The following is a 17,140-nucleotide window of genomic DNA, read 5'->3' as shown; positions in this document are numbered from 1 at the left end:
AGCGATGAAAAGGCCGTCTTGGGATCATTCCGCCCAGATCATCATTAAGGGAGTCAACGGAGCAACCTGGCATGTGTCGGGTCCTGAATGTGGGCGTGAGGGTGTCGAGCTGGCGGAGGATCCGGACGGGCTGCATGACGAAGCCCCGTTCAAGGGCATCTGGCAGTCCGGCGCTTTCCAAGACGGTGCTAGCTTCCTCGGCTACACAGTCGACCCCATCGACCTCGTCCTGGGCTTCGATATCTTCCCCGAGGAGCAATCCTGGGAGTACATCGAGGCGATGTTCTACGCATCGTTTTCTCCGGAGAAACAGTCCGAGATCGTCTTCAACTCGGACGGCGAGCAACGGTCGCTCTTCGTCCAGAAGCTCGAAAAGACCAGGACCACGAGCAAGAAGGATCCGCGCCTGCTGCAGTGGTCCAAGATGCTGCTCACCCTACGAGCCAAGAACCCTTTCTGGCAGGGCGACACCATCACCCGGAACCTGGCGTTCGACTCCACTGGTACGAAGCAGATCATCGTGGAAAACCCCACCGACACCGCGATGTGGCTGCAATGGGTCGTCACCGCGCCGGGCAAGTGGACACTGCCAGACAACGACCTGACCGGTGAGGCCGATCGTTACAGGTACATCCACACCCCGCCGCTGAGCTCGGGGCAGGACCTCACGATCGACACGCACCCGCTCCATGAGTCCTACGTCGCGGCCGACGGCTCCAACGTCGCAGGTCGCTTCAACGGCGTCGAATTCCTTTATCCGATACCGCCGCACACGCCACCGACTGCACTTGACATTGGCTACACGGGCGACCAGCCCGGGGCCTGCCAAGTGCGCATGGTGCAGCAATGGCAACGACCTTGGGGAGGTAGAGTCCAATGACCGCACCAGTCATCGATGAGGTAGCAGTACGCCTCGACGAGATCTGGGCCGATGGGGATAGGCGTCGACAAGCCCGCATTGATGCTCGCCGGAAACCTCCCGTCATCCGCTTGTGGGATGGCAACTGGCACTACGTCGGCCAGGCCGCCAATGCTCTGGAAGGCGAATTCCAATGGAAGCTCAACGACACCGGTGCCGGCCGCCTGCGGCTCCCCGTCGATGACTGGCTCGCAAAGTGGGTCCTCGACTACCGCAAACGAGAAACCAAAAACGTCTACATCACTGTCGACAAAGACGGCGCCCGCTGGGGCGGCTGCATGCAATACCCCGAGCTCATCAAAACCGAGTCAGGGGAGCGCTACGTCGACATCCATTTCCTCCACGACTACGAGAAATTGAAGCATTTGTTGGTGTGGCCGAACCCGCTCACACCCGCGGCCGTGCAATTCCCTCGCACGTTTATCCTCCTGGGCCCTGCACGGTGGGCCCTCAAGACCGCGCTCATGCTCAACCTCTGGCGCATGCAAGGCAGCCTCTGGGCCTTGCCCGACGACCCACTCCACCCAGAATCCTGGTCCGACACCTTCAACCCCTACCAATGGCCCATCCAGGTCGCACCGGGATCCATAGCAGGGGACTCAACACCATTCACGATCCTGAACTCGCGGATGAAGTACTGGCACGACATGGCAGCCCCCAAACTCTCCGAGTATCAGCTCTCCGTCGAATGCCGCCGATGGCTCGAGGGCGACCCGCTCCCATGGCCTGGCGCAATGGTGCGCAACGGCTGCCTGATCGTGGACATCGTCGACAAGTCCAGCTTCTGGGACCCCGAGGGCACGTCGCTGTTCGGCAACATAAAAACCGGATTCATCCGCTCCATCCAGTCACTAGCCGGCAACAACATCGACACCCAACAAACAGTCATCGAAAACCCCAACCACGAATCCGCCTACTCCGACCTCAAAGAATGGCTAGGCACCAAACCCCGCGCCCCCTACGTCCTCTACCGAGACGGACGACTCACCGGCGTCGAATCAGCAAACTACAAACACCAACCAGCAACCGACGTCCAATTCGTCTCCGGCGGACACAGCGCGCCGGGAGTCAATGAGGCGATCTCGTCGATCATCACGCTGATTGGTAATTACGTGGGCATGTTGATCGGTGCGCCGACGATGGGTGTCATCGCTGACACTTTCCTCAAGCCTTTCTATGAGGACACGATTTTGGCGTGGGTGGCGGTGAAGTCCAGTATCCGCGCGTCGGAGAACGAGTACGGGGTCAATGATCGCGCGCTCGGGTGGGATCACTACCTCGAGTATTTCGTGGAGGGAGCCGATCGGGCCTACACGTTGGCGTCGCTGGTGGCGCTGCGGAAAGGCTATTGGGACACGCGAGAGCGCGTTTCTCACCAGATCTCGGTGCGCGACGGCGCGCCGTGGTTCGTGGGGGACGAAGGGCAGGGGCACTTCTTCCTCGGTGACCGGATCGGCTCAACGATCCAGGGGCTGCCAGACGACTTGATCGTCGTCGAGCAGGTCTCCGAGTTGACCTACGCTTTCGCCCGAGATTCCCGCGGCTGGAAGATCACCTGCGGTGACCTCGCCTCGCAGCACTCCCCGCTAGAAACCGTCATTTCACATGTGAAGGAGGGCGCTTCTGCTCTCCATGACCTAGGAGTTCAGTAATGCCAATTCCACTCCAGCACCATTGCAATTCATCGGATCCGGAGGAAGCGGCCCTCTGGGCCCTGGTCGCACTTCCCGGCGTCGGGGATACCGCACCTTTGGCCTTGCCTGTGGAGGTGATGCGCAAGTGGGCAAAGCGCCTGTGGGACTGCGGATTCAGGCACGTTCCGGAGCTGCAAACCATCAAGTATGTGCCACCGGGCGCTGATGCCGACTGGCTGACCGGTGCCGGCGGCCGGTGGGCACCCATCGATGAGGCCGTCGAGCCCCGCGGCCTGGCTCCGGACACCTCCCAGCTATCCATGGTCGAGCGCCAAGCGCTCTACGCGCAGTTGCGCGCGGAGTTTGAGGTTCCGACCCCAGATAGCAAGCACGCCACTGTGGAGGTGAAGGAGCAATGACGCATCCATTCATCGAAAACACCGACCAGCCCCTGAGTCTGACTGGCCAGCGGGATGTGGTGACTGGCGCATCCGTGACGACTCTCCAGCCGTACACACAGCAGGGGGTCAAGGACGTCGCACGGCAGCAGGCCGAGGAGGCGCTTCGAACATCTGGGATGAAAACGGTTCCGCAGATGATTTGGGACGCAGTTGTTGGCCTGATCAAGGTAGTTGTCCATGCGATAACCCACCCGATCAGTACCTTGGTCAACGTCGTCAGAGATGTATTCGGATGGCTGTTTGGTGGTGACGGGGGTGGTCGCGAGCAGGAACTGGCAGACCAGCTCACCGCACAGGAGCAAGCTCGCCAGGAACAGCAGGCGCTGACGTACTCCGGGTTCGAGGATCGAATTGCTGCTGTCGAAGAGGGGCTGACCAAGAAGCAGGATGCGCTGCAACGCGTGGTGGCGTCGGGGACTGGCTGGACCGCAATCCGAAATGCAGGGGTGGTCACGGTTGCGATCGATGCGGCAACTTCCGGGTTCATTCTCCCAGAGCAGGTGCGTCCCTCTGTGAAGCTCGTCTTTCCAATCGTGGTGGGTGCCGCCTCGGCGGCGTCCCGCGTAGAGCTGCTGCCGGATGGCGCAGTGAATTTTGTCAATGCTCAAGGCGCTGTCAGCGCCACGTGCACGTTCGTGCAGTAAGGAAAGTCATGACCAGTATTGAAATCAGTGTCTTGGACTTTGGGATGCAATCCCATGAAGACGACTACGTCAAGATTTACTCTCCGGTATTCCGGCCGACTCTTGATAACGGGGCAGTAGTATCCACCGCGCCGCAGATCGTTAGATTGGTCAACGGCAAGGCGACAATTCCTAATGCACAGCCAGGAATTCTTGCAATTGAATTTTACTGTCGCAACATCGTTAATTCTCGCCCGGTGGTAGTGACGGTGCCTAATCTCCCGTCGGTGCGACTGGTTGACTTGATGCAGTCGACATATACCTGGGACGCTGGGGTGATTTCGGCCATTGACAAGCTCATAACTGATTTGTCCACCGCCTTGAAGCTTGACGGCGCTAAGACCCTTGAGCAGGTTAATAAAATCGTGGCTCCCCTTGACAAGAGGATTACGGCGAATGCGGTTAACGTCGCTTCGGCTGATGTGCGCATTGATGCGCTGGAGTCGATGAGCGGCATGGGGCCTGGCACACCGGCAGATGGCCAAACTGCAGTATTCGTATCACAGGCTGATTCGGTGACCCGTGCAGCACTTGATCTGCTGTATGGCGGATCCGCTACGCGGCAATACACCGCACCTCAGGAATTCGGCTCGGGTCAGATCAACGGAGCAGCGGCGTTCACGGTCGGTCAGCACCTGCGAATCCATGAGGGAGACGGTAACGCCGGCCAACGGTTTGTGCTGACCGGTACGAACCCGGACGTCATGCCCTACTTTGAGGTGGTCGCAAACACGAGGATCGGCACCGATGGTGGCGCAGCTGTCGCTGGCGTCCAGGTGCATCTCGGTCCAGATGTGGGTGCTGGAATTAACAGACAATTCCTCTACATCGAAGCCGTGGGTGAAAAGCATTCAGACGGCCCGCACTTCCGCATTGGCTCTCACGCATCAGGCACTCAAAAGCGACTGATGTGGAAGATCGAAAACGGAACTGCTGCGCTGATTTTCAACCCAGATAAGCTGCGCATCGAGCAGTGCCAGCCGATTGTCTCGATGCTGCAGCAGAATCCCTACACGGCAGAATCGTCGAACGGAAACCTTACAGCTGTTTCGGGAACCGCTTACGGCACCGGCACCGCGCAAATCTTCCTTGGCAAGGCCGGGGGAACGTCCGGCGCTGGCACCGCACCGGCAGCGGGGCAGCCACTTGGACAGCTCATGTTCGGGTCTAAAAATGGTGCGAGCACTGTTATCGGCGGCATGATTCGCCAGCTGACCAACGAAGCCTGGGCATTTGGGACCGCACAAGGCACTAGGACCGAGATCAATATAACCCGTCGTGGGGCAGTCGCGTCGACACCAGCACTCACTATCGATGACCCAGATGTGAACCAGATAGGCCTGTCTGTCTTGGTCAATCGGTCTGGCTCAGTGACCTTTTCCCGCGTGCTGGTGGGCCCAGCAGATTCAGCCGGCACAGGCTATCGCACCCTGAGAATTGCAAACTAAGGAGACCACATGGAAGAACACGCTGTACGCATCATCTCGATCACCATCGCCCCCAATGCTGTCATCGACGATGGCGAAAACCTCACCCAGATGGATGTCCGACCCATCACGATCACTGCCCGGGATTGGGACGCATTCACCGCTGGCGGAATCGCCGGGATCAAGCGGCAGCTTGAGGCAGCCATAGCTCAAGCCTCACAGTCCTAGCCATCCACTAACCCAAGCCCTCACCGCTCGGTGGGGGCTTTTCGCATGAAAGGACAACGCACATGACCCTTATCGACATGTCACAACGCTTCACTTTCGGCGGCCCCCGCGTCCAAGCAATCCGAGGTATCTGCATTCACACCACGGAATCAAGCATGGGAGCTAAAGCCGAAGACGTGGCAGCCTGGCAAGCCAGCTCACGCACAGGCTCCTACCACCGACTCGGCGACGATTACGGCACCGAAGTCCTAGCCAACACCGACGACTGGACGACCTGGTCCACAGGCAACCTCGGCAACGACGTTCTCCTGCACTTCTCCTGCGTCGCGCAGGCAGCATGGTCCCGCGCCGAGTGGCTATCCACACGCCACACAAAGATGTGGGACACGATGGTCAACCGCGTCGCCGAGTGGTGCAAAACCTACGGTATCCCGGTCGATATCCTCGACGCTCCGCACCTCCTACAAGGCCGCAAAGGCCTGTACGGGCACGACGACACCCGCGTCTGGGGCGGCACGGACCACACCGACCCCGGCCCGAATTTCCCGTGGGACGTGCTCCGCGATCGCGTCCTCGCAAAACTCAACCCAACGCCAGCGCAGAAAGGCCCTGACATGACTGTTCCGTTTAACCGAGTCCATGAAGCCGCTATCGACGACACTAAGCACGCAGCGCAGGGGGCGGAAGCTCTCGCCGCGGAGGTAGGTGCGCAGCTCAAGGGGTCTGGCCATCTCGGCGAGCACCCCGGCTGGACGGCGGAAGTGATCCTCCGAAATGTCCGTGCCAAGGGGTACGACGGTCTGACCCTGACGGATATGGTCGGCCTGCAGATTTGGGGCACCGACGCTGACCGCGCAGCAGCGCGGGCAGTCGGGGAGAAGGTGAAGTGATGCGTAGCACCCAATTCTGGCTAGATCTCGCAGAGCGTGCCATCAAGACCCTCGCGCAGACCCTCCTCGCGTGGCTAGTCGTGGATCAGACGATCTGGGAGCTGGACTGGCAGCAAGGCTTAGGCGTCGCAGCGACAGCGACCGTCGCGTCGATCCTCGGGTCCATCGCCTCCGCTGGCGTCGCAGAGCCCGAGACCGCGTCCCTGGTGTCCACGGGCCGTCACGCCGCGGCGGAGCGGTAACCATGCCCATCGATCACCTGCCGCACCGTGTGCGTCCAGGGGCCTACCGCTTGCGGGCGTGGGCGATGGGAGATGGCCCTGCCCTGCTCTTCGCTTCCGTCTTATCGACGTTCCTCGGCCTGTCCTATTTCGGCGTTTTCGGCGGCTATGACGCGCAGATTCACCCGATCGAGCACATCACCGATCAAAAGTTTTGGGCTGGCACATGGCTCGCGGTGGGGGTGTGTGGACTCATTGCCGCCTGTATCCCATGCTCCCGCACCCGGAATGTCGTCTTTACTGTGTGGTCGGCAATGATGCTGCTCTGGGGCACCAGCTATTTCCTCGGGTGGACATTCGGTCATCTCGACCGAGGTGTCGCTCTGTCCATTTTCTACTGCGCGACACCATTCCTGGTGGCATGGACGGTGTGGAGGGGCAGCCGCTCGGAGCTGATTTTGAAGGGAGACGCGGATGGTCTTTCCTACCACTCTGCCCGATAACGCATGGGGCGCACTCTCGATCTTCTTCATCATGATCGCGTCCTTGGCCGCTAATCGGGTATTCACCCACGGCGCCAAAGAGCAGACGAAGCAGAATGACAATGACACCCGCGCCCAGGTCTTGCTGGACACGTTTACCGGGGAGATCGCCAAGCTGAAATCACAGATGGAGGCGGGCTTCGCGGAGCGTGACGCTCGTCTGGACGACTTCGAGAAAAAGTACCATGCGGCGCTCGGGCACATTCGTGATTGGCGTCGGCACTATCCGCTGGCTGCCTTGCCCACCCCGACTGAGATCGAAGCTGACCTCTAAATCTTGACCCCATCACTTAGTATGAGTCTCATTGTTTAGAGTGCCAGCGGGTAAACTTCAATCCGTCAAATGCATAATAGATACCATCGAGGAGTGCTTGTGGCGGATGTGCGGGCTCATCGAGTGGATCCCCCAGGGGCTCGCTCTTGTCGCAGTCATTACATCGAAAAGGGCGAATTACGTGTGAACCAGGAGACTCCGCCTTTCGAGTGGGTGGAAGCGACGAGTTTCAGCAATCGAGTTTTGATCGAAGAGGCTGGCTCGTTGTCCGCGATTACTCTGTTGCAGCGGATGCGGTTGAAGATGGATCAAGCTGCACGAGGCGAGCTTTCGTTCGGAAGGACCCATCGGTTCGATGTCGACTGCATGGTGAGTTGCCGGGATATTCTTGAAATTAAGTACCGGAATCTTCCTCCGGACTGCAATGTGAAGAAGAAGTGGCTACGTCTATATTTCACGGAGCCTGCAGATACACCGGGAAGGTTGCTGGCGTTAACTTTGAAACTCAAGTTTGCCGACGACCCAGAAGGCCAAACGAATGATGCGTTGGACGCATACAATCAATTTCAGTTGCATTTATCTCGCGATTGAGTGAATGGAGAAACAGGATGAGCATCTACGAATCGCTGGCAAATGCATTGAATGTTGATATCGAATCTGAGCAAGCAATGCTCGCTCTGGATCAACTCAACATCGACACAGTTATGCTTGAGCAGCTCATATCTGAGCGTAAGCGACTTTTTCCTTCTCTAAGCGAATTCGCAAAGACTGTGGGAATGGATGAAGAAAGCATCGAGACTTTTGAAGTTGATCCGCTCGACTTCTCGCTAGCATTTGTGCGACTGTATGCCTTGGGAGTGCGGGCAAAGATCGAGCACAATGTGATCATTCAATCCAATCAATGGCATGTGGCAGGAGGGACGAATGGAGTTCCTCCTTCGGATTTCGGCATCAACCGTTCTACGGAACCCAGGATTAAGCAAGATATGGGTCTGCTTTTAGAGAAGAAGGTCCGTCAACGTTTTAGGAATACTCCTAGCACTAATACTTTTCGGATCACTGAGAGGGCCGCATAATGCAATTTTCTGCACTTGAAGAGCAGATGAAGAATGTGCAATTCAGGGTAGGGCGCATCATGGCGGTCAGGAAAGACCTCGACCGCAGATTATCCGATGATGAAGGTCATTCAGGGTGGGACATCGACGCACAGGTTAATGTCGACGTAGGTGTGGATAAGTTTCAGGTAATTATCACGCTTACTCGCGATTCTTTCCATGATGAGATCGCAGTTACGATCGGCGGATATTTTTCATTGCTCAGCGATATTTCAGAGTTTGATTCCTCCCAGTTCGAGGAGTTCGTCGTTCAGTCTGCAATCCCACGGACGCTTAATGTTGCGATGGCGCATCTTGATCAGGCGGCTAAGCAGATTGAAGCTGAACCTACTCCGATCCCATTTGAGTTGGAGCGCAACATTAGGACAACCCCATTCTCGGCATTCTTGATCACGCATTAAAGCAGTTCGATTAGCCACGTGTGTTGCTCTGGCCCAAGTCTCCGGGGATGGCGGGCCAGTGTTCCGAACTAACAAAACCAGCACGGAACACTGAAGGAACATCACCGCTAAACAGAGAGGTAGAGGGCTATTCCAATCTGACTACGGATCAGAAGGTTGGGGGTTCGAGTCCCTCCGGGCGCACCAAATTCCCGTGTTGACACTGTTCAACACGGGTGTTGTGCTTTATCGAGGTGAATAGACTTTGATAAAGGTTCCAGTTCGCGGGCTGTACCATCCTATGGTCCCGTCCCTGGATAAGATCACACCTCTTCCGGTGGGTTTGGTGGGGTCGTCGTCGTTGATCCCATTATGGTACTTGCATAAATGCGCCATATTGTTGATATTGGTCGGTCCGCCGCGGGCCCAGGGCACGATATGGTGCGCTTGACAGTGCTCGGCGCCCTTGTTGCAGCCCGGCCAAATGCATGTCGTTGATTTTGCATGCAGCAACAGTCGCTGTTTGATGCTTGCGAACCGGGAAGTGCGGTACAGGTCAACGGGTCCTTCCTCGCGGTCGATGAGTGCGGCCAATCCTTCTGCCTCAAACTCGGCTTCCAGGAACTCGCGCCCGCTCATCGACGTCCCATCGGTCATGTGCACCACCAGGTCGTCGCCTTCGCTCCGATAGATTCGCGCAAGCTCGGGGAGTGGTACCACTGCATAAATCATTCGGCGCGTTTCTACGCGCTGGGCGTCGTCTGCGCCAGTGATGAGGTTTGCGATCGCCTCAGCGAACTGCTGCTTAGAGAAATCTTCGCCGCTGCGCTGCTTGGCATGAGAAATCGAGACTGCTTGTGCCTCGGCCATTGTGTGCTCATCCAGGGTGAGCGTCAGCCTGGTCATATCGCCGTGGCGAGAGAACCGAGCTCCTGCCTTCGGTGCTAACGACTTGTCTGAGGCTGATTCCAACTCGGCGATCTTTGCTGCGCCTTCTCGTCGAATTTCTTTTGCCCCGGACAAAGTGCATAAATACTCGCGCAACTCCCAGGCGGCCTTGTGCCCGCCCAGGGTTTTCGCTTTGGACGCGAACCCTTCGATGGTCTCTAGATCGGGGAGCGCAAGATGGGCCCCGATGCTTCGGCAACGGGCACGGTGGCGGGAGAACGGGGTCTGAGGGTCGAAATAGACGCTGGATAGGCGTGCGATGCGCCGTGCTGAGCCCAAAGAGATTCCACGTTTGACCAAAGCGAAGGCCGTGAGCCCGGCGGCCTCAGCGAGGAGGTCCATGGCGCGGGCTTCGGCGCTAGCGAATTGGTCGATGCGTGACATGGCTCAGATGGAAACATGCATTATTCATAGTTGTCTAGGTCGAGAATCCAGTGCCTGTGGATAACTAGACTTATCCACAATTATGACGATGACCTGCCAGTTTGTTTTTGCGTAACCTTCGTGTGTAGAGTAATGCTTCGTTGCACAGCGCAAGCGAGCGACAAAGTGCGCGCCCGTAGCTCAACGGATAGAGCATCTGACTACGGATCAGAAGGTTGGGGGTTCGAGTCCCTCCGGGCGCACAAGCAAGGCCCCAGGTAAATCCTGGGGCCTTTTTGCATGCCCGGATCTAGAACACGTCGATGCGGGCGCCGAGGTTTTCGGCTTGTTCGAGCTGGGAGATCCAGTTCTCGGCGCCGGGGTGGAGGCGAAGGACGGGGCGCCCGGAAACACCGGATATGCCAGAGACGCCGGTGCGTGCTTCGAAGCGGATGCGGGAGCGGTAGCCGGTGTCAATGAGCAGGCTGAGGTCGTTCTCTGGGGAGGCGAGGGCTGCGCGCGCATCATGGAGGAGAGTAAGAGCTTCATCGAGGGCTACGAGCAGGGCTTCGCGGTTGTTTTCGCACATGGCTTGGACGAGGGAGGGGTGAGAACCGGCGACGCGGGTGGAGTCGCGGAAAGAGCCCGCGGCCAGCGAAAGTGCCAAGGCACCACCGTTATCGCCGGTGATCGCGAGGGCCTCTGCAAAGATGTGCGGCAGGTGGGAGATGCGGGCGACGGCCTCGTCGTGTTGCGCAACTCGGGTGGGGATCACTTCGGCACCGACAGACAGTGCCATCCGTACGACATCGATCCATAGCGCGACCCAGGAGTCGGATGGGGAGTTGTAAGCGTGGTCGAAGGTGACAACCCAGGCGGCACCCTCGAATAGCCCTTCCAGGGAGGCGGACCAGCCGGAGTCGGCGGTGCCAGCCATGGGGTGGCCGCCGACGTAGCGGTCTTGCATACCGTGGTCGCACACTAATCCGTAGACCTCGGCTTTGACGGAGACTACGTCGGTAATGCCACAGGTAGGGGCGTGCTCGTCGATGGCGTCGAGAAGCGAGCCAATGGCGGGCATTGGGGTGGCGAGGACGATGAGGGCACCGGCGGATTCGGCGCGCTGCAGTACCTCGATCAGGTTGGTGGACACGGAGAAGCCTTCGGAGGTGGCCGCGGTGGCGCCGGAGGGGCTGCGGTTGAAGCCGAAGACGTCGACGCCTTGCGCGGCGAGGTCACGGAGGAGGGAGCCTCCGATGAGGCCGAGGCCGAGGATGCAGACGGGTCGGGAAATCTTGGCGATAGTCACCCTGCAAGTGTGGCACAATTATGTTTCATGAGCACGAATGAGGACCTCAGCTTCTCGGTCGCAGTGACGGCCGTGAATGGCGTGTGGAAAGTCGCTGAGTACGACGACGATTTCCACGACGTCGAGGACGCTGTCAAAGCGGTTCGTGCGTTGCGCGCCGAAGGGCCCGCATTTGCCATGATCTGCGTGGACGACGATTACTTTCTCATCGTGCGCCCAACCCCGGGCCGCGTGAAGCTGCTGCTTTCCGACGCCACCGCCGCCATCGACGATGACTACGCCGAATCCGCCCTCGACCTGATCGGCGCAGAAGCAGAAGACGGCGAGCCATACGCAGAGGGCGACTTCGATGTCCTCGAAGATTTGGGCCTCGCCGAACAAGTCCTCTCCGTGATCACCGACAACACCGAAGCCTGGGCGTCCGAGCAGCTCCAGCAGATCGCCGACGAGCTCGGCTTCGGCGACGAGCTCTCCGACATCTACTAAATGTTCCCCGCTTTCGAAGCCATGATGCGCCGCGCCATCGAGGTCGCGCGAAGCACCCCGGAAGCCGATGTCCCCGTCGGAGCCGTGCTTTTCGACGCCACCGGCCGCGAACTCGCCTCGGCCACCAACCGGCGGGAAACCGACCTCGATCCAACCGCCCACGCCGAAGTCCTCGCGATCCGGGAGGCTGTCAAGGTGCACGGCGACGGCTGGCGACTGACCGGCTGTACCCTGGCCGTCACCCTCGAGCCCTGCGCGATGTGTGCGGGCGCAATCCTTGGCGCCCGGGTCGGCCGCGTTATATTCGGTGCCTGGGAGCCAAAGACAGGTGCCTGCGGCTCCCATATTGAGGTGCTGCGCGCGCCTGGTGAGCTCCACCAAATTGAGGTGCGCGGCGGCGTACTGGAAGAAGAATGCAGCGCTTTGCTCAGTACCTTCTTCCGCAAACATAGGTAGGCTCGGGCTTCCAACCCGCACCACTTCAGGAGGAACAGCAATGTCCGATTTCAAGAACAAGTTCGATGAAGTATCCGGCAAGGCAAAAGAAGCAGCTGGCGAAGCCACCAACAACGAGTCCCTGGCCAACGAGGGTCGCGCTGACCAAGCCAAGGCTGAAATCAAGGACGCAGTAAAGGAAACCGGCGACAAGATTCTCGGCGCCTTCAAAAAAGACAAGTAGAGGCGATTTGGTTTCTCTCTTCGGCGAGCGCTAATCTAATTCGCGGTGGCGTGTCCGAGCGGCCGAAGGTGAACGCCTCGAAAGCGTTTGTTGGGTAACCCCCAACCGCGGGTTCAAATCCCGCCGCCACCGCCAGCTTTTAACAGGTGCCCTGGATTCGTCCGGGGCACTTTTCGTTATAGGCTCGAAGCATGGCGAAGTTCTTGTTCCACGTGGGAAAGTGGTCGTATCAGCGCAAATGGGCGGTGATTGCGATCTGGTTAGTCCTGCTCATCGCAGTGGGTGGCTCGGCGCTGACCCTGCAAAAGGGCTTTGACGATAAGTTCGCCATTCCGGGCACCCCGTCGCAGGATGCCGCGGATCTGCTGATCAAGAACTTCCCGGATCAAAAGAACCCGCTGGATAATGCGGGTGTGAACATCGTGTTCGCAGCCCCTGAGGGGCATCGGCTGTCTGAACCCCAGTATGTGAAAGCGATTGACGAGGTCATCGCGCACATCGATCAGGGGATTCCGGATAAGAAAGACACGATGCGCTTCGGTAATCCCGTGACGCTGAATCCGAAACTCCAACAGGGCATTATCGAGCAGGAAACTGCCCAGGGGCTGCCGGAGGAGACCGCCAGGGCCGACGCTGCAAACCTGACCCTAATGTCCGAGGATGGCCGCATCGGCTTTGCGACCTTCGGTATCGACGTCCCCTCCCCGACGGATGTCACCGACCATCACCGCGCCACCATCCGCGAGGCGCTGGAAATTGGCCGAGCCAAGGGACTCATCGTGGAGGGCGGCGGTGCCGCGTTCGGCGACCCACTCGTGATCAAGACGACCTCCGAGATGATCGGCCTCGGCGTGGCGTTCATCGTATTGATCTTCACCTTCGGTTCGCTCATCGCCGCCGGGCTGCCGCTTCTTACCGCCGTAGTGGGCATCGGCATCGGCTCACTGACCATCGTGCTGGCCACGCGCGTAGCCACGCTGAACAACACCACCCCGGTCCTGGCTGTGATGCTGGGCCTCGCCGTGGGCATCGACTACGCCCTGTTCATCTTGGCGCGCTACCGAGCGGAGTATCGCAAAGCTCCGCGTGACGACGCCGCAGGCATCGCCGTCGGCACCGCCGGCTCGGCCGTCGTGTTCGCTGGCCTCACGGTCATCATCGCGCTGATCGCACTGTCGATCGTTCGCATCCCGTTCCTGACCTACATGGGTCTTGCTGCCGCCTTCACCGTGTTCGTGGCTGTGATGGTCGCCCTCACCCTGGTTCCGGCGCTCCTAGGCGTGATGGGCAAATTCGCCTTCGGTGCGAAAATCCCGTGGCTCGCGGGTAATCCGCGCAGGCCTGGCGAGGAACCACGCCGTGGCACCCGCCGCTCCAAGGGCTACGCCTGGGTGACCTTCGTCCACCGATTCCCGGCGCTCGTGCTGGCGGTGGTCGTGCTGGGGCTCGGAGCGCTCACCATTCCGGCGCTGCAGCTGGAGCTGGCACTGCCTAATGACTCGACGTCGTCGTTAAGCAGCACGCAGCGCAAGTCCGCCGACCTGCTCACGGAAGGCTTCGGCGACGGCCACAATTCCCTGATGCTCGCCGTGGTCGACGCGGGAGAGGTGGATCCGACGGCGCCGGCGCTGCAGCCACTGGTGCGCGCGCAGCGGGACATGAACCCGGAGGGCTTCGATGAGAAGAAAGCCGCCCAGGCTGCCGCGTTTTCCTACGTGGTCGAGCGATTCAACACGAACGCCGACATCAAGCACGTGCAGCTCGTGGGCGTCAATGAGCCGGGCAATGCTGCCCAGCTGATGATCACGCCGTATGCCGGTCCGAATGACCCGATGACCACGAAGCTGCTGCACTCGCTGCGCGCGTCGCAGGCCGAGGCTGAGGCGGCCACGGGCATCAAGATCGGTATCACGGGCCTCACCCCAATCCAGCGCGACGTGACGCAAAAGCTTTCCGACGCCATGCCGCTGTACCTGGCGATCGTCGTGGGGCTGGCCATCGTGCTGCTGCTCATGGTGTTCCGCTCGATCATGGTGCCGATTGTCGCGGGCCTCGGCTTCCTGTTGTCCGTCGGTGCCGCGTTTGGCGTGACCGTCCTGTTCTGGCAGGAGGGTCTGTGGGCCCTGGTCGAAACCCCAGGCCCGCTGATTTCCTTCATGCCGATCTTCCTCATCGGCGTCACCTTCGGCCTGGCTATGGACTACCAGGTGTTCCTAGTCTCCCGCATGCGCGAGTTCTATGCCCACCATGGCGGCGTCCCGACCCCGGGCTCGCGCTACTCGGCGGTCGACGAATCCGTGATCGAGGGCTACACGCTCGGCTCCCGCGTGGTCACGTCCGCGGCGCTCATCATGATCGCCGTGTTCGTCGCGTTCATTGACCAGCCGCTGCCGTTCATTAAGATCTTCGGCTTCGCGCTGGGCGCGGGCGTGCTTTTCGACGCATTCTTCGTCCGCATGGCATTGGTCCCCGCCTCCATGTTCCTCCTCGGCCGCGCTACCTGGTGGATGCCGTCCTGGCTGGACAAGATCTTGCCGCACCTGGACATCGAAGGCGCAGCCCTGGAAAAGGAATGGGAACTGCGTCGCCTCGAAGCCGAACGCTTGGCGGATCTGCAGGTGGAGGAGCTGCGGGCACGGAGCGTCTAGCGTTTTCGGGACACTGTTGGCTCGCCAGGGATCCAGAAGCGGAGCGGGGAATCGGCGTTCTTCGTGATGCCGATTCTGGGTCCGATTGCTATGTGGGGTTGCGTGGTCGGGAGTTGGAGCTGGAAGTCGCCTTGCTCAAAGGTGACCGGTTGTGAATTATCGCTGATCTCCAAACCGAGGGCCTTGCCTAGGTTTCCCGGCCCGCTGGCAAGCCGATGGTGGGGAACTGGGCCACGTCGGTCTGCTGCCTTCGTCTGACCTGCGATAATCTCCCCGGCTCGCAGCAATATTCCGCCCGAACCTCCCTCCGGGTGGCAGACGATGTTACCTGCCTTGTGAATCCCGTAGGAGTGATACACGTACATGCGGCCGGGTGGGCCGAACATCGCCGCGTTGCTGCGGGTAAGCCCTCGGGCGCAGTGCGAGGCAGCGTCATCCACACCCAAATAAGCTTCCACCTCGGTCAGTCGCACTGACACCCCGTCGTGTGTCAGCACAGCGCCGAGCAGTTCAGGGGCGACGAGATTAGCGGATCGGGTAAAGAAGTCCCTTAGACTGTTAGCCATGACTGACACCACCTTCTCGCTGGAAACTCGACTGGACAATACGAAACACGGTCGCACGGGAACGATCCACACCCCACATGGCGACATCCAGACCCCGGCATTCATCCCGGTGGCGACGAAGGCGACCGTCAAGACGCTCACCCCCGAGCAGATCCGCTCGACCGGCGCTCAGGCCATCCTATCCAACGCCTATCACCTGTATTTGCAGCCCGGCCCGGACATCGTCGACGAGGCTGGTGGCGTTTCCGCGTTCGAAAACTGGCACGGCCCGACCTACACCGACTCCGGCGGCTTCCAGGTCATGAGCCTGGGCGTCGGCTTTAAAAAGGTGCTGTCCATGGACGCGAACATCGCCGAGGGCGAGGTGAAGGCGCGCAGCAAGGACCGCATGGCGCATGTCGACGAAGAAGGTGTCGACTTCCGCAGCGTTATCGACGGCTCCAAGCACCGCTTCACCCCAGAAGTGTCGATGCAGATCCAACACCAGCTGGGCGCCGACATCATGTTCGCCTTCGATGAGCTCACCACCATCGTGGACACCAAGCAGTACCAGGAAGAATCCGTGGCCCGCACCCACCGGTGGGCGCAGCGCTGCATCGAGGAACACAACCGCCTGACTGTGGCCCGTGCCGACAAGCCGCTGCAATCCCTGTGGGGTGTCGTGCAAGGCGCCCAGTACGAAGACCTGCGACGCAAGGCGGCCCGCGGCCTGGAGGCCCTTTCTCAGGAAGCGGAAGCCTCCGGCCAGCGAGGATTCGGCGGCTACGGCATCGGCGGCGCACTGGAAAAGGAAAACCTTGGCACGATTGTCGGCTGGGTCAACGACGAACTGCCCGTCGAAAAGCCCAAGCATTTGCTGGGGATTTCCGAGCCGGACGACATCTTCACCGCCGTCGAAGCCGGCGCCGATACCTTCGACTGCGTCGCGCCGACTCGCCTTGGCCGACGCGGCGGTGTGTACACGCTGGATGGGCGCATGACGCTCACGAACGCCCGCTTCAAGCGCGACTTCACCGGCATCGATGAGGAACTCGGCGGGTACGTTTCCGAGAACTACACGCGCGCGTACATCCACCACCTGCTGAAGGCCAAGGAATACCTAGCTGGAACGCTGTGCACTATGCATAATTTGTACTTCATGGTCGGTTTGGTGGATAAAATCCGCGAAACTATGCAGGACGGCACGTACTGGGAGTTCAAGGAAGAGTTCATGGGGCGGTATTACCGGTAACCGGGCGCGAACTCGCCGAGGCGCCTAACTGTCTGCTTCGGTACCGCTAGGGCGGAACAAAACCTGATCGTCGTGCATCCTACTGATAACCGAAAGGGTGCCACGTTGAATACACTTTTCAGACTGCAAAGACGCT

General features: G+C 59.7%; 21 protein-coding genes and 2 tRNA genes. 20 read left to right on the top strand and 3 right to left on the bottom strand.

Going from position 1 to position 17,140, the window contains the following annotated elements; translation table 11 throughout:
- The first annotated feature begins 4 nt into the window (after positions 1–4).
- The 13 genes from CKALI_RS11155 (at position 5) to CKALI_RS11095 (ending at position 8,795) form a co-directional block, all read left to right on the top strand.
- The gene (locus CKALI_RS11155; protein WP_156193419.1) at positions 5–880 is read left to right on the top strand and encodes a phage tail family protein; all 876 of its coding nucleotides are present in this window, start codon (positions 5–7) and stop codon (positions 878–880) included.
- Complete coding sequence (locus tag CKALI_RS11150) at positions 877–2,571, top strand: Gp37-like protein (protein ID WP_156193418.1); 1,695 nt, start codon at positions 877–879, stop codon at positions 2,569–2,571. Before CKALI_RS11155 ends, CKALI_RS11150 begins: the two co-directional genes overlap by 4 nt.
- Positions 2,571–2,972, top strand: a complete 402-nt coding sequence (locus tag CKALI_RS11145; RefSeq protein ID WP_156193417.1) for a phage gene 29 protein family protein — start codon at positions 2,571–2,573, stop codon at positions 2,970–2,972. The genes CKALI_RS11150 and CKALI_RS11145 overlap by 1 nt, the downstream gene beginning before the upstream one ends.
- Positions 2,969–3,658 carry a hypothetical protein gene (locus tag CKALI_RS11140; RefSeq protein WP_156193416.1) on the top strand — a complete coding sequence of 230 codons (690 nt, stop codon included), beginning with the start codon at positions 2,969–2,971 and terminating at the stop codon, positions 3,656–3,658. The genes CKALI_RS11145 and CKALI_RS11140 overlap by 4 nt, the downstream gene beginning before the upstream one ends.
- An 8-nt stretch (positions 3,659–3,666) precedes the next feature.
- A complete protein-coding gene (locus CKALI_RS11135; protein ID WP_156193415.1) occupies positions 3,667–5,145 on the top strand; it encodes a hypothetical protein in 1,479 nt (492 codons plus the stop codon).
- Positions 5,146–5,154: 9 nt separating this feature from the next.
- A complete protein-coding gene (locus CKALI_RS11130; RefSeq protein ID WP_156193414.1) occupies positions 5,155–5,352 on the top strand; it encodes a hypothetical protein in 198 nt (65 codons plus the stop codon).
- 62 nt (positions 5,353–5,414) lie between these two features.
- Positions 5,415–6,242: a peptidoglycan recognition protein family protein gene (locus tag CKALI_RS11125; protein ID WP_156193413.1), complete on the top strand. Its 828-nt coding sequence runs from the start codon at positions 5,415–5,417 to the stop codon at positions 6,240–6,242.
- Positions 6,242–6,484, top strand: a complete 243-nt coding sequence (locus tag CKALI_RS11120; RefSeq protein ID WP_156193412.1) for a holin — start codon at positions 6,242–6,244, stop codon at positions 6,482–6,484. The genes CKALI_RS11125 and CKALI_RS11120 overlap by 1 nt, the downstream gene beginning before the upstream one ends.
- Before the next feature lie 2 nt (positions 6,485–6,486).
- Positions 6,487–6,966, top strand: coding sequence for a hypothetical protein (locus tag CKALI_RS11115; protein ID WP_156193411.1), 480 nt, complete (start codon positions 6,487–6,489; stop codon positions 6,964–6,966).
- Positions 6,938–7,279: a hypothetical protein gene (locus tag CKALI_RS11110; protein ID WP_156193410.1), complete on the top strand. Its 342-nt coding sequence runs from the start codon at positions 6,938–6,940 to the stop codon at positions 7,277–7,279. The genes CKALI_RS11115 and CKALI_RS11110 overlap by 29 nt, the downstream gene beginning before the upstream one ends.
- 183 nt (positions 7,280–7,462) lie before the next feature.
- Positions 7,463–7,870 (top strand): hypothetical protein, encoded by a 408-nt coding sequence (locus CKALI_RS11105; protein ID WP_156193409.1) that lies wholly within the window; start codon positions 7,463–7,465, stop codon positions 7,868–7,870.
- A gap of 17 nt (positions 7,871–7,887) precedes the next feature.
- Positions 7,888–8,355: a hypothetical protein gene (locus CKALI_RS11100; protein ID WP_156193408.1), complete on the top strand. Its 468-nt coding sequence runs from the start codon at positions 7,888–7,890 to the stop codon at positions 8,353–8,355.
- On the top strand, positions 8,355–8,795 hold the full coding sequence (locus CKALI_RS11095) for a hypothetical protein (RefSeq protein WP_156193407.1): 441 nt from the start codon (positions 8,355–8,357) through the stop codon (positions 8,793–8,795). Before CKALI_RS11100 ends, CKALI_RS11095 begins: the two co-directional genes overlap by 1 nt.
- Positions 8,796–9,020: 225 nt before the next feature.
- On the opposite strand, the gene CKALI_RS11090 is transcribed toward CKALI_RS11095, so the two are convergent.
- Positions 9,021–10,106 carry an HNH endonuclease signature motif containing protein gene (locus tag CKALI_RS11090; RefSeq protein ID WP_156193406.1) on the bottom strand — a complete coding sequence of 362 codons (1,086 nt, stop codon included), beginning with the start codon at positions 10,104–10,106 and terminating at the stop codon, positions 9,021–9,023.
- A 169-nt stretch (positions 10,107–10,275) separates the two neighbouring features.
- Between CKALI_RS11090 and CKALI_RS11085 the strand changes: the two genes are divergently transcribed.
- Positions 10,276–10,348: transfer RNA gene (locus CKALI_RS11085), tRNA-Arg, on the top strand.
- A gap of 47 nt (positions 10,349–10,395) precedes the next feature.
- Here the strand turns inward: CKALI_RS11085 and CKALI_RS11080 are convergent.
- Entirely contained in the window at positions 10,396–11,394 is a 999-nt protein-coding gene (locus CKALI_RS11080; RefSeq protein WP_156193405.1) for a prephenate dehydrogenase, read from the bottom strand.
- 27 nt (positions 11,395–11,421) lie between these two features.
- On the opposite strand from CKALI_RS11080, the gene CKALI_RS11075 reads away from it, so the two are divergent.
- From CKALI_RS11075 to CKALI_RS11055, 5 genes are all read left to right on the top strand, one after another.
- Positions 11,422–11,880, top strand: coding sequence for a tRNA adenosine deaminase-associated protein (locus CKALI_RS11075; protein WP_156193404.1), 459 nt, complete (start codon positions 11,422–11,424; stop codon positions 11,878–11,880).
- Positions 11,881–12,336, top strand: a complete 456-nt coding sequence (gene tadA / locus CKALI_RS11070; protein ID WP_231580465.1) for a tRNA adenosine(34) deaminase TadA — start codon at positions 11,881–11,883, stop codon at positions 12,334–12,336.
- 40 nt (positions 12,337–12,376) lie between these two features.
- The gene (locus tag CKALI_RS11065; protein ID WP_156193403.1) at positions 12,377–12,559 is read left to right on the top strand and encodes a CsbD family protein; all 183 of its coding nucleotides are present in this window, start codon (positions 12,377–12,379) and stop codon (positions 12,557–12,559) included.
- A gap of 44 nt (positions 12,560–12,603) precedes the next feature.
- Positions 12,604–12,694 (top strand) — tRNA-Ser (locus CKALI_RS11060).
- Between the two features lie 56 nt (positions 12,695–12,750).
- The gene (locus CKALI_RS11055) at positions 12,751–15,207 is read left to right on the top strand and encodes an MMPL family transporter (RefSeq protein WP_156193402.1); all 2,457 of its coding nucleotides are present in this window, start codon (positions 12,751–12,753) and stop codon (positions 15,205–15,207) included.
- Here CKALI_RS11055 and CKALI_RS11050 read toward each other — a convergent pair.
- Positions 15,204–15,773 (bottom strand): DNA-3-methyladenine glycosylase, encoded by a 570-nt coding sequence (locus tag CKALI_RS11050; protein WP_156193401.1) that lies wholly within the window; start codon positions 15,771–15,773, stop codon positions 15,204–15,206. The genes CKALI_RS11055 and CKALI_RS11050 overlap by 4 nt on opposite strands.
- Between CKALI_RS11050 and tgt the strand changes: the two genes are divergently transcribed.
- Positions 15,772–17,004 carry a tRNA guanosine(34) transglycosylase Tgt gene (tgt, locus tag CKALI_RS11045; RefSeq protein ID WP_156193400.1) on the top strand — a complete coding sequence of 411 codons (1,233 nt, stop codon included), beginning with the start codon at positions 15,772–15,774 and terminating at the stop codon, positions 17,002–17,004. The two genes, CKALI_RS11050 and tgt, sit on opposite strands and share 2 nt — an antisense overlap.
- Positions 17,005–17,140 lie beyond the last annotated feature (136 nt).

This window comes from Corynebacterium kalinowskii (assembly GCF_009734385.1).
Taxonomy (GTDB): Bacteria; Actinomycetota; Actinomycetes; order Mycobacteriales; family Mycobacteriaceae; genus Corynebacterium; species Corynebacterium kalinowskii.
The sequence above is the reverse complement of the archived record's forward strand: the minus strand, read 5'-3'. Positions and strand labels throughout refer to the sequence as shown.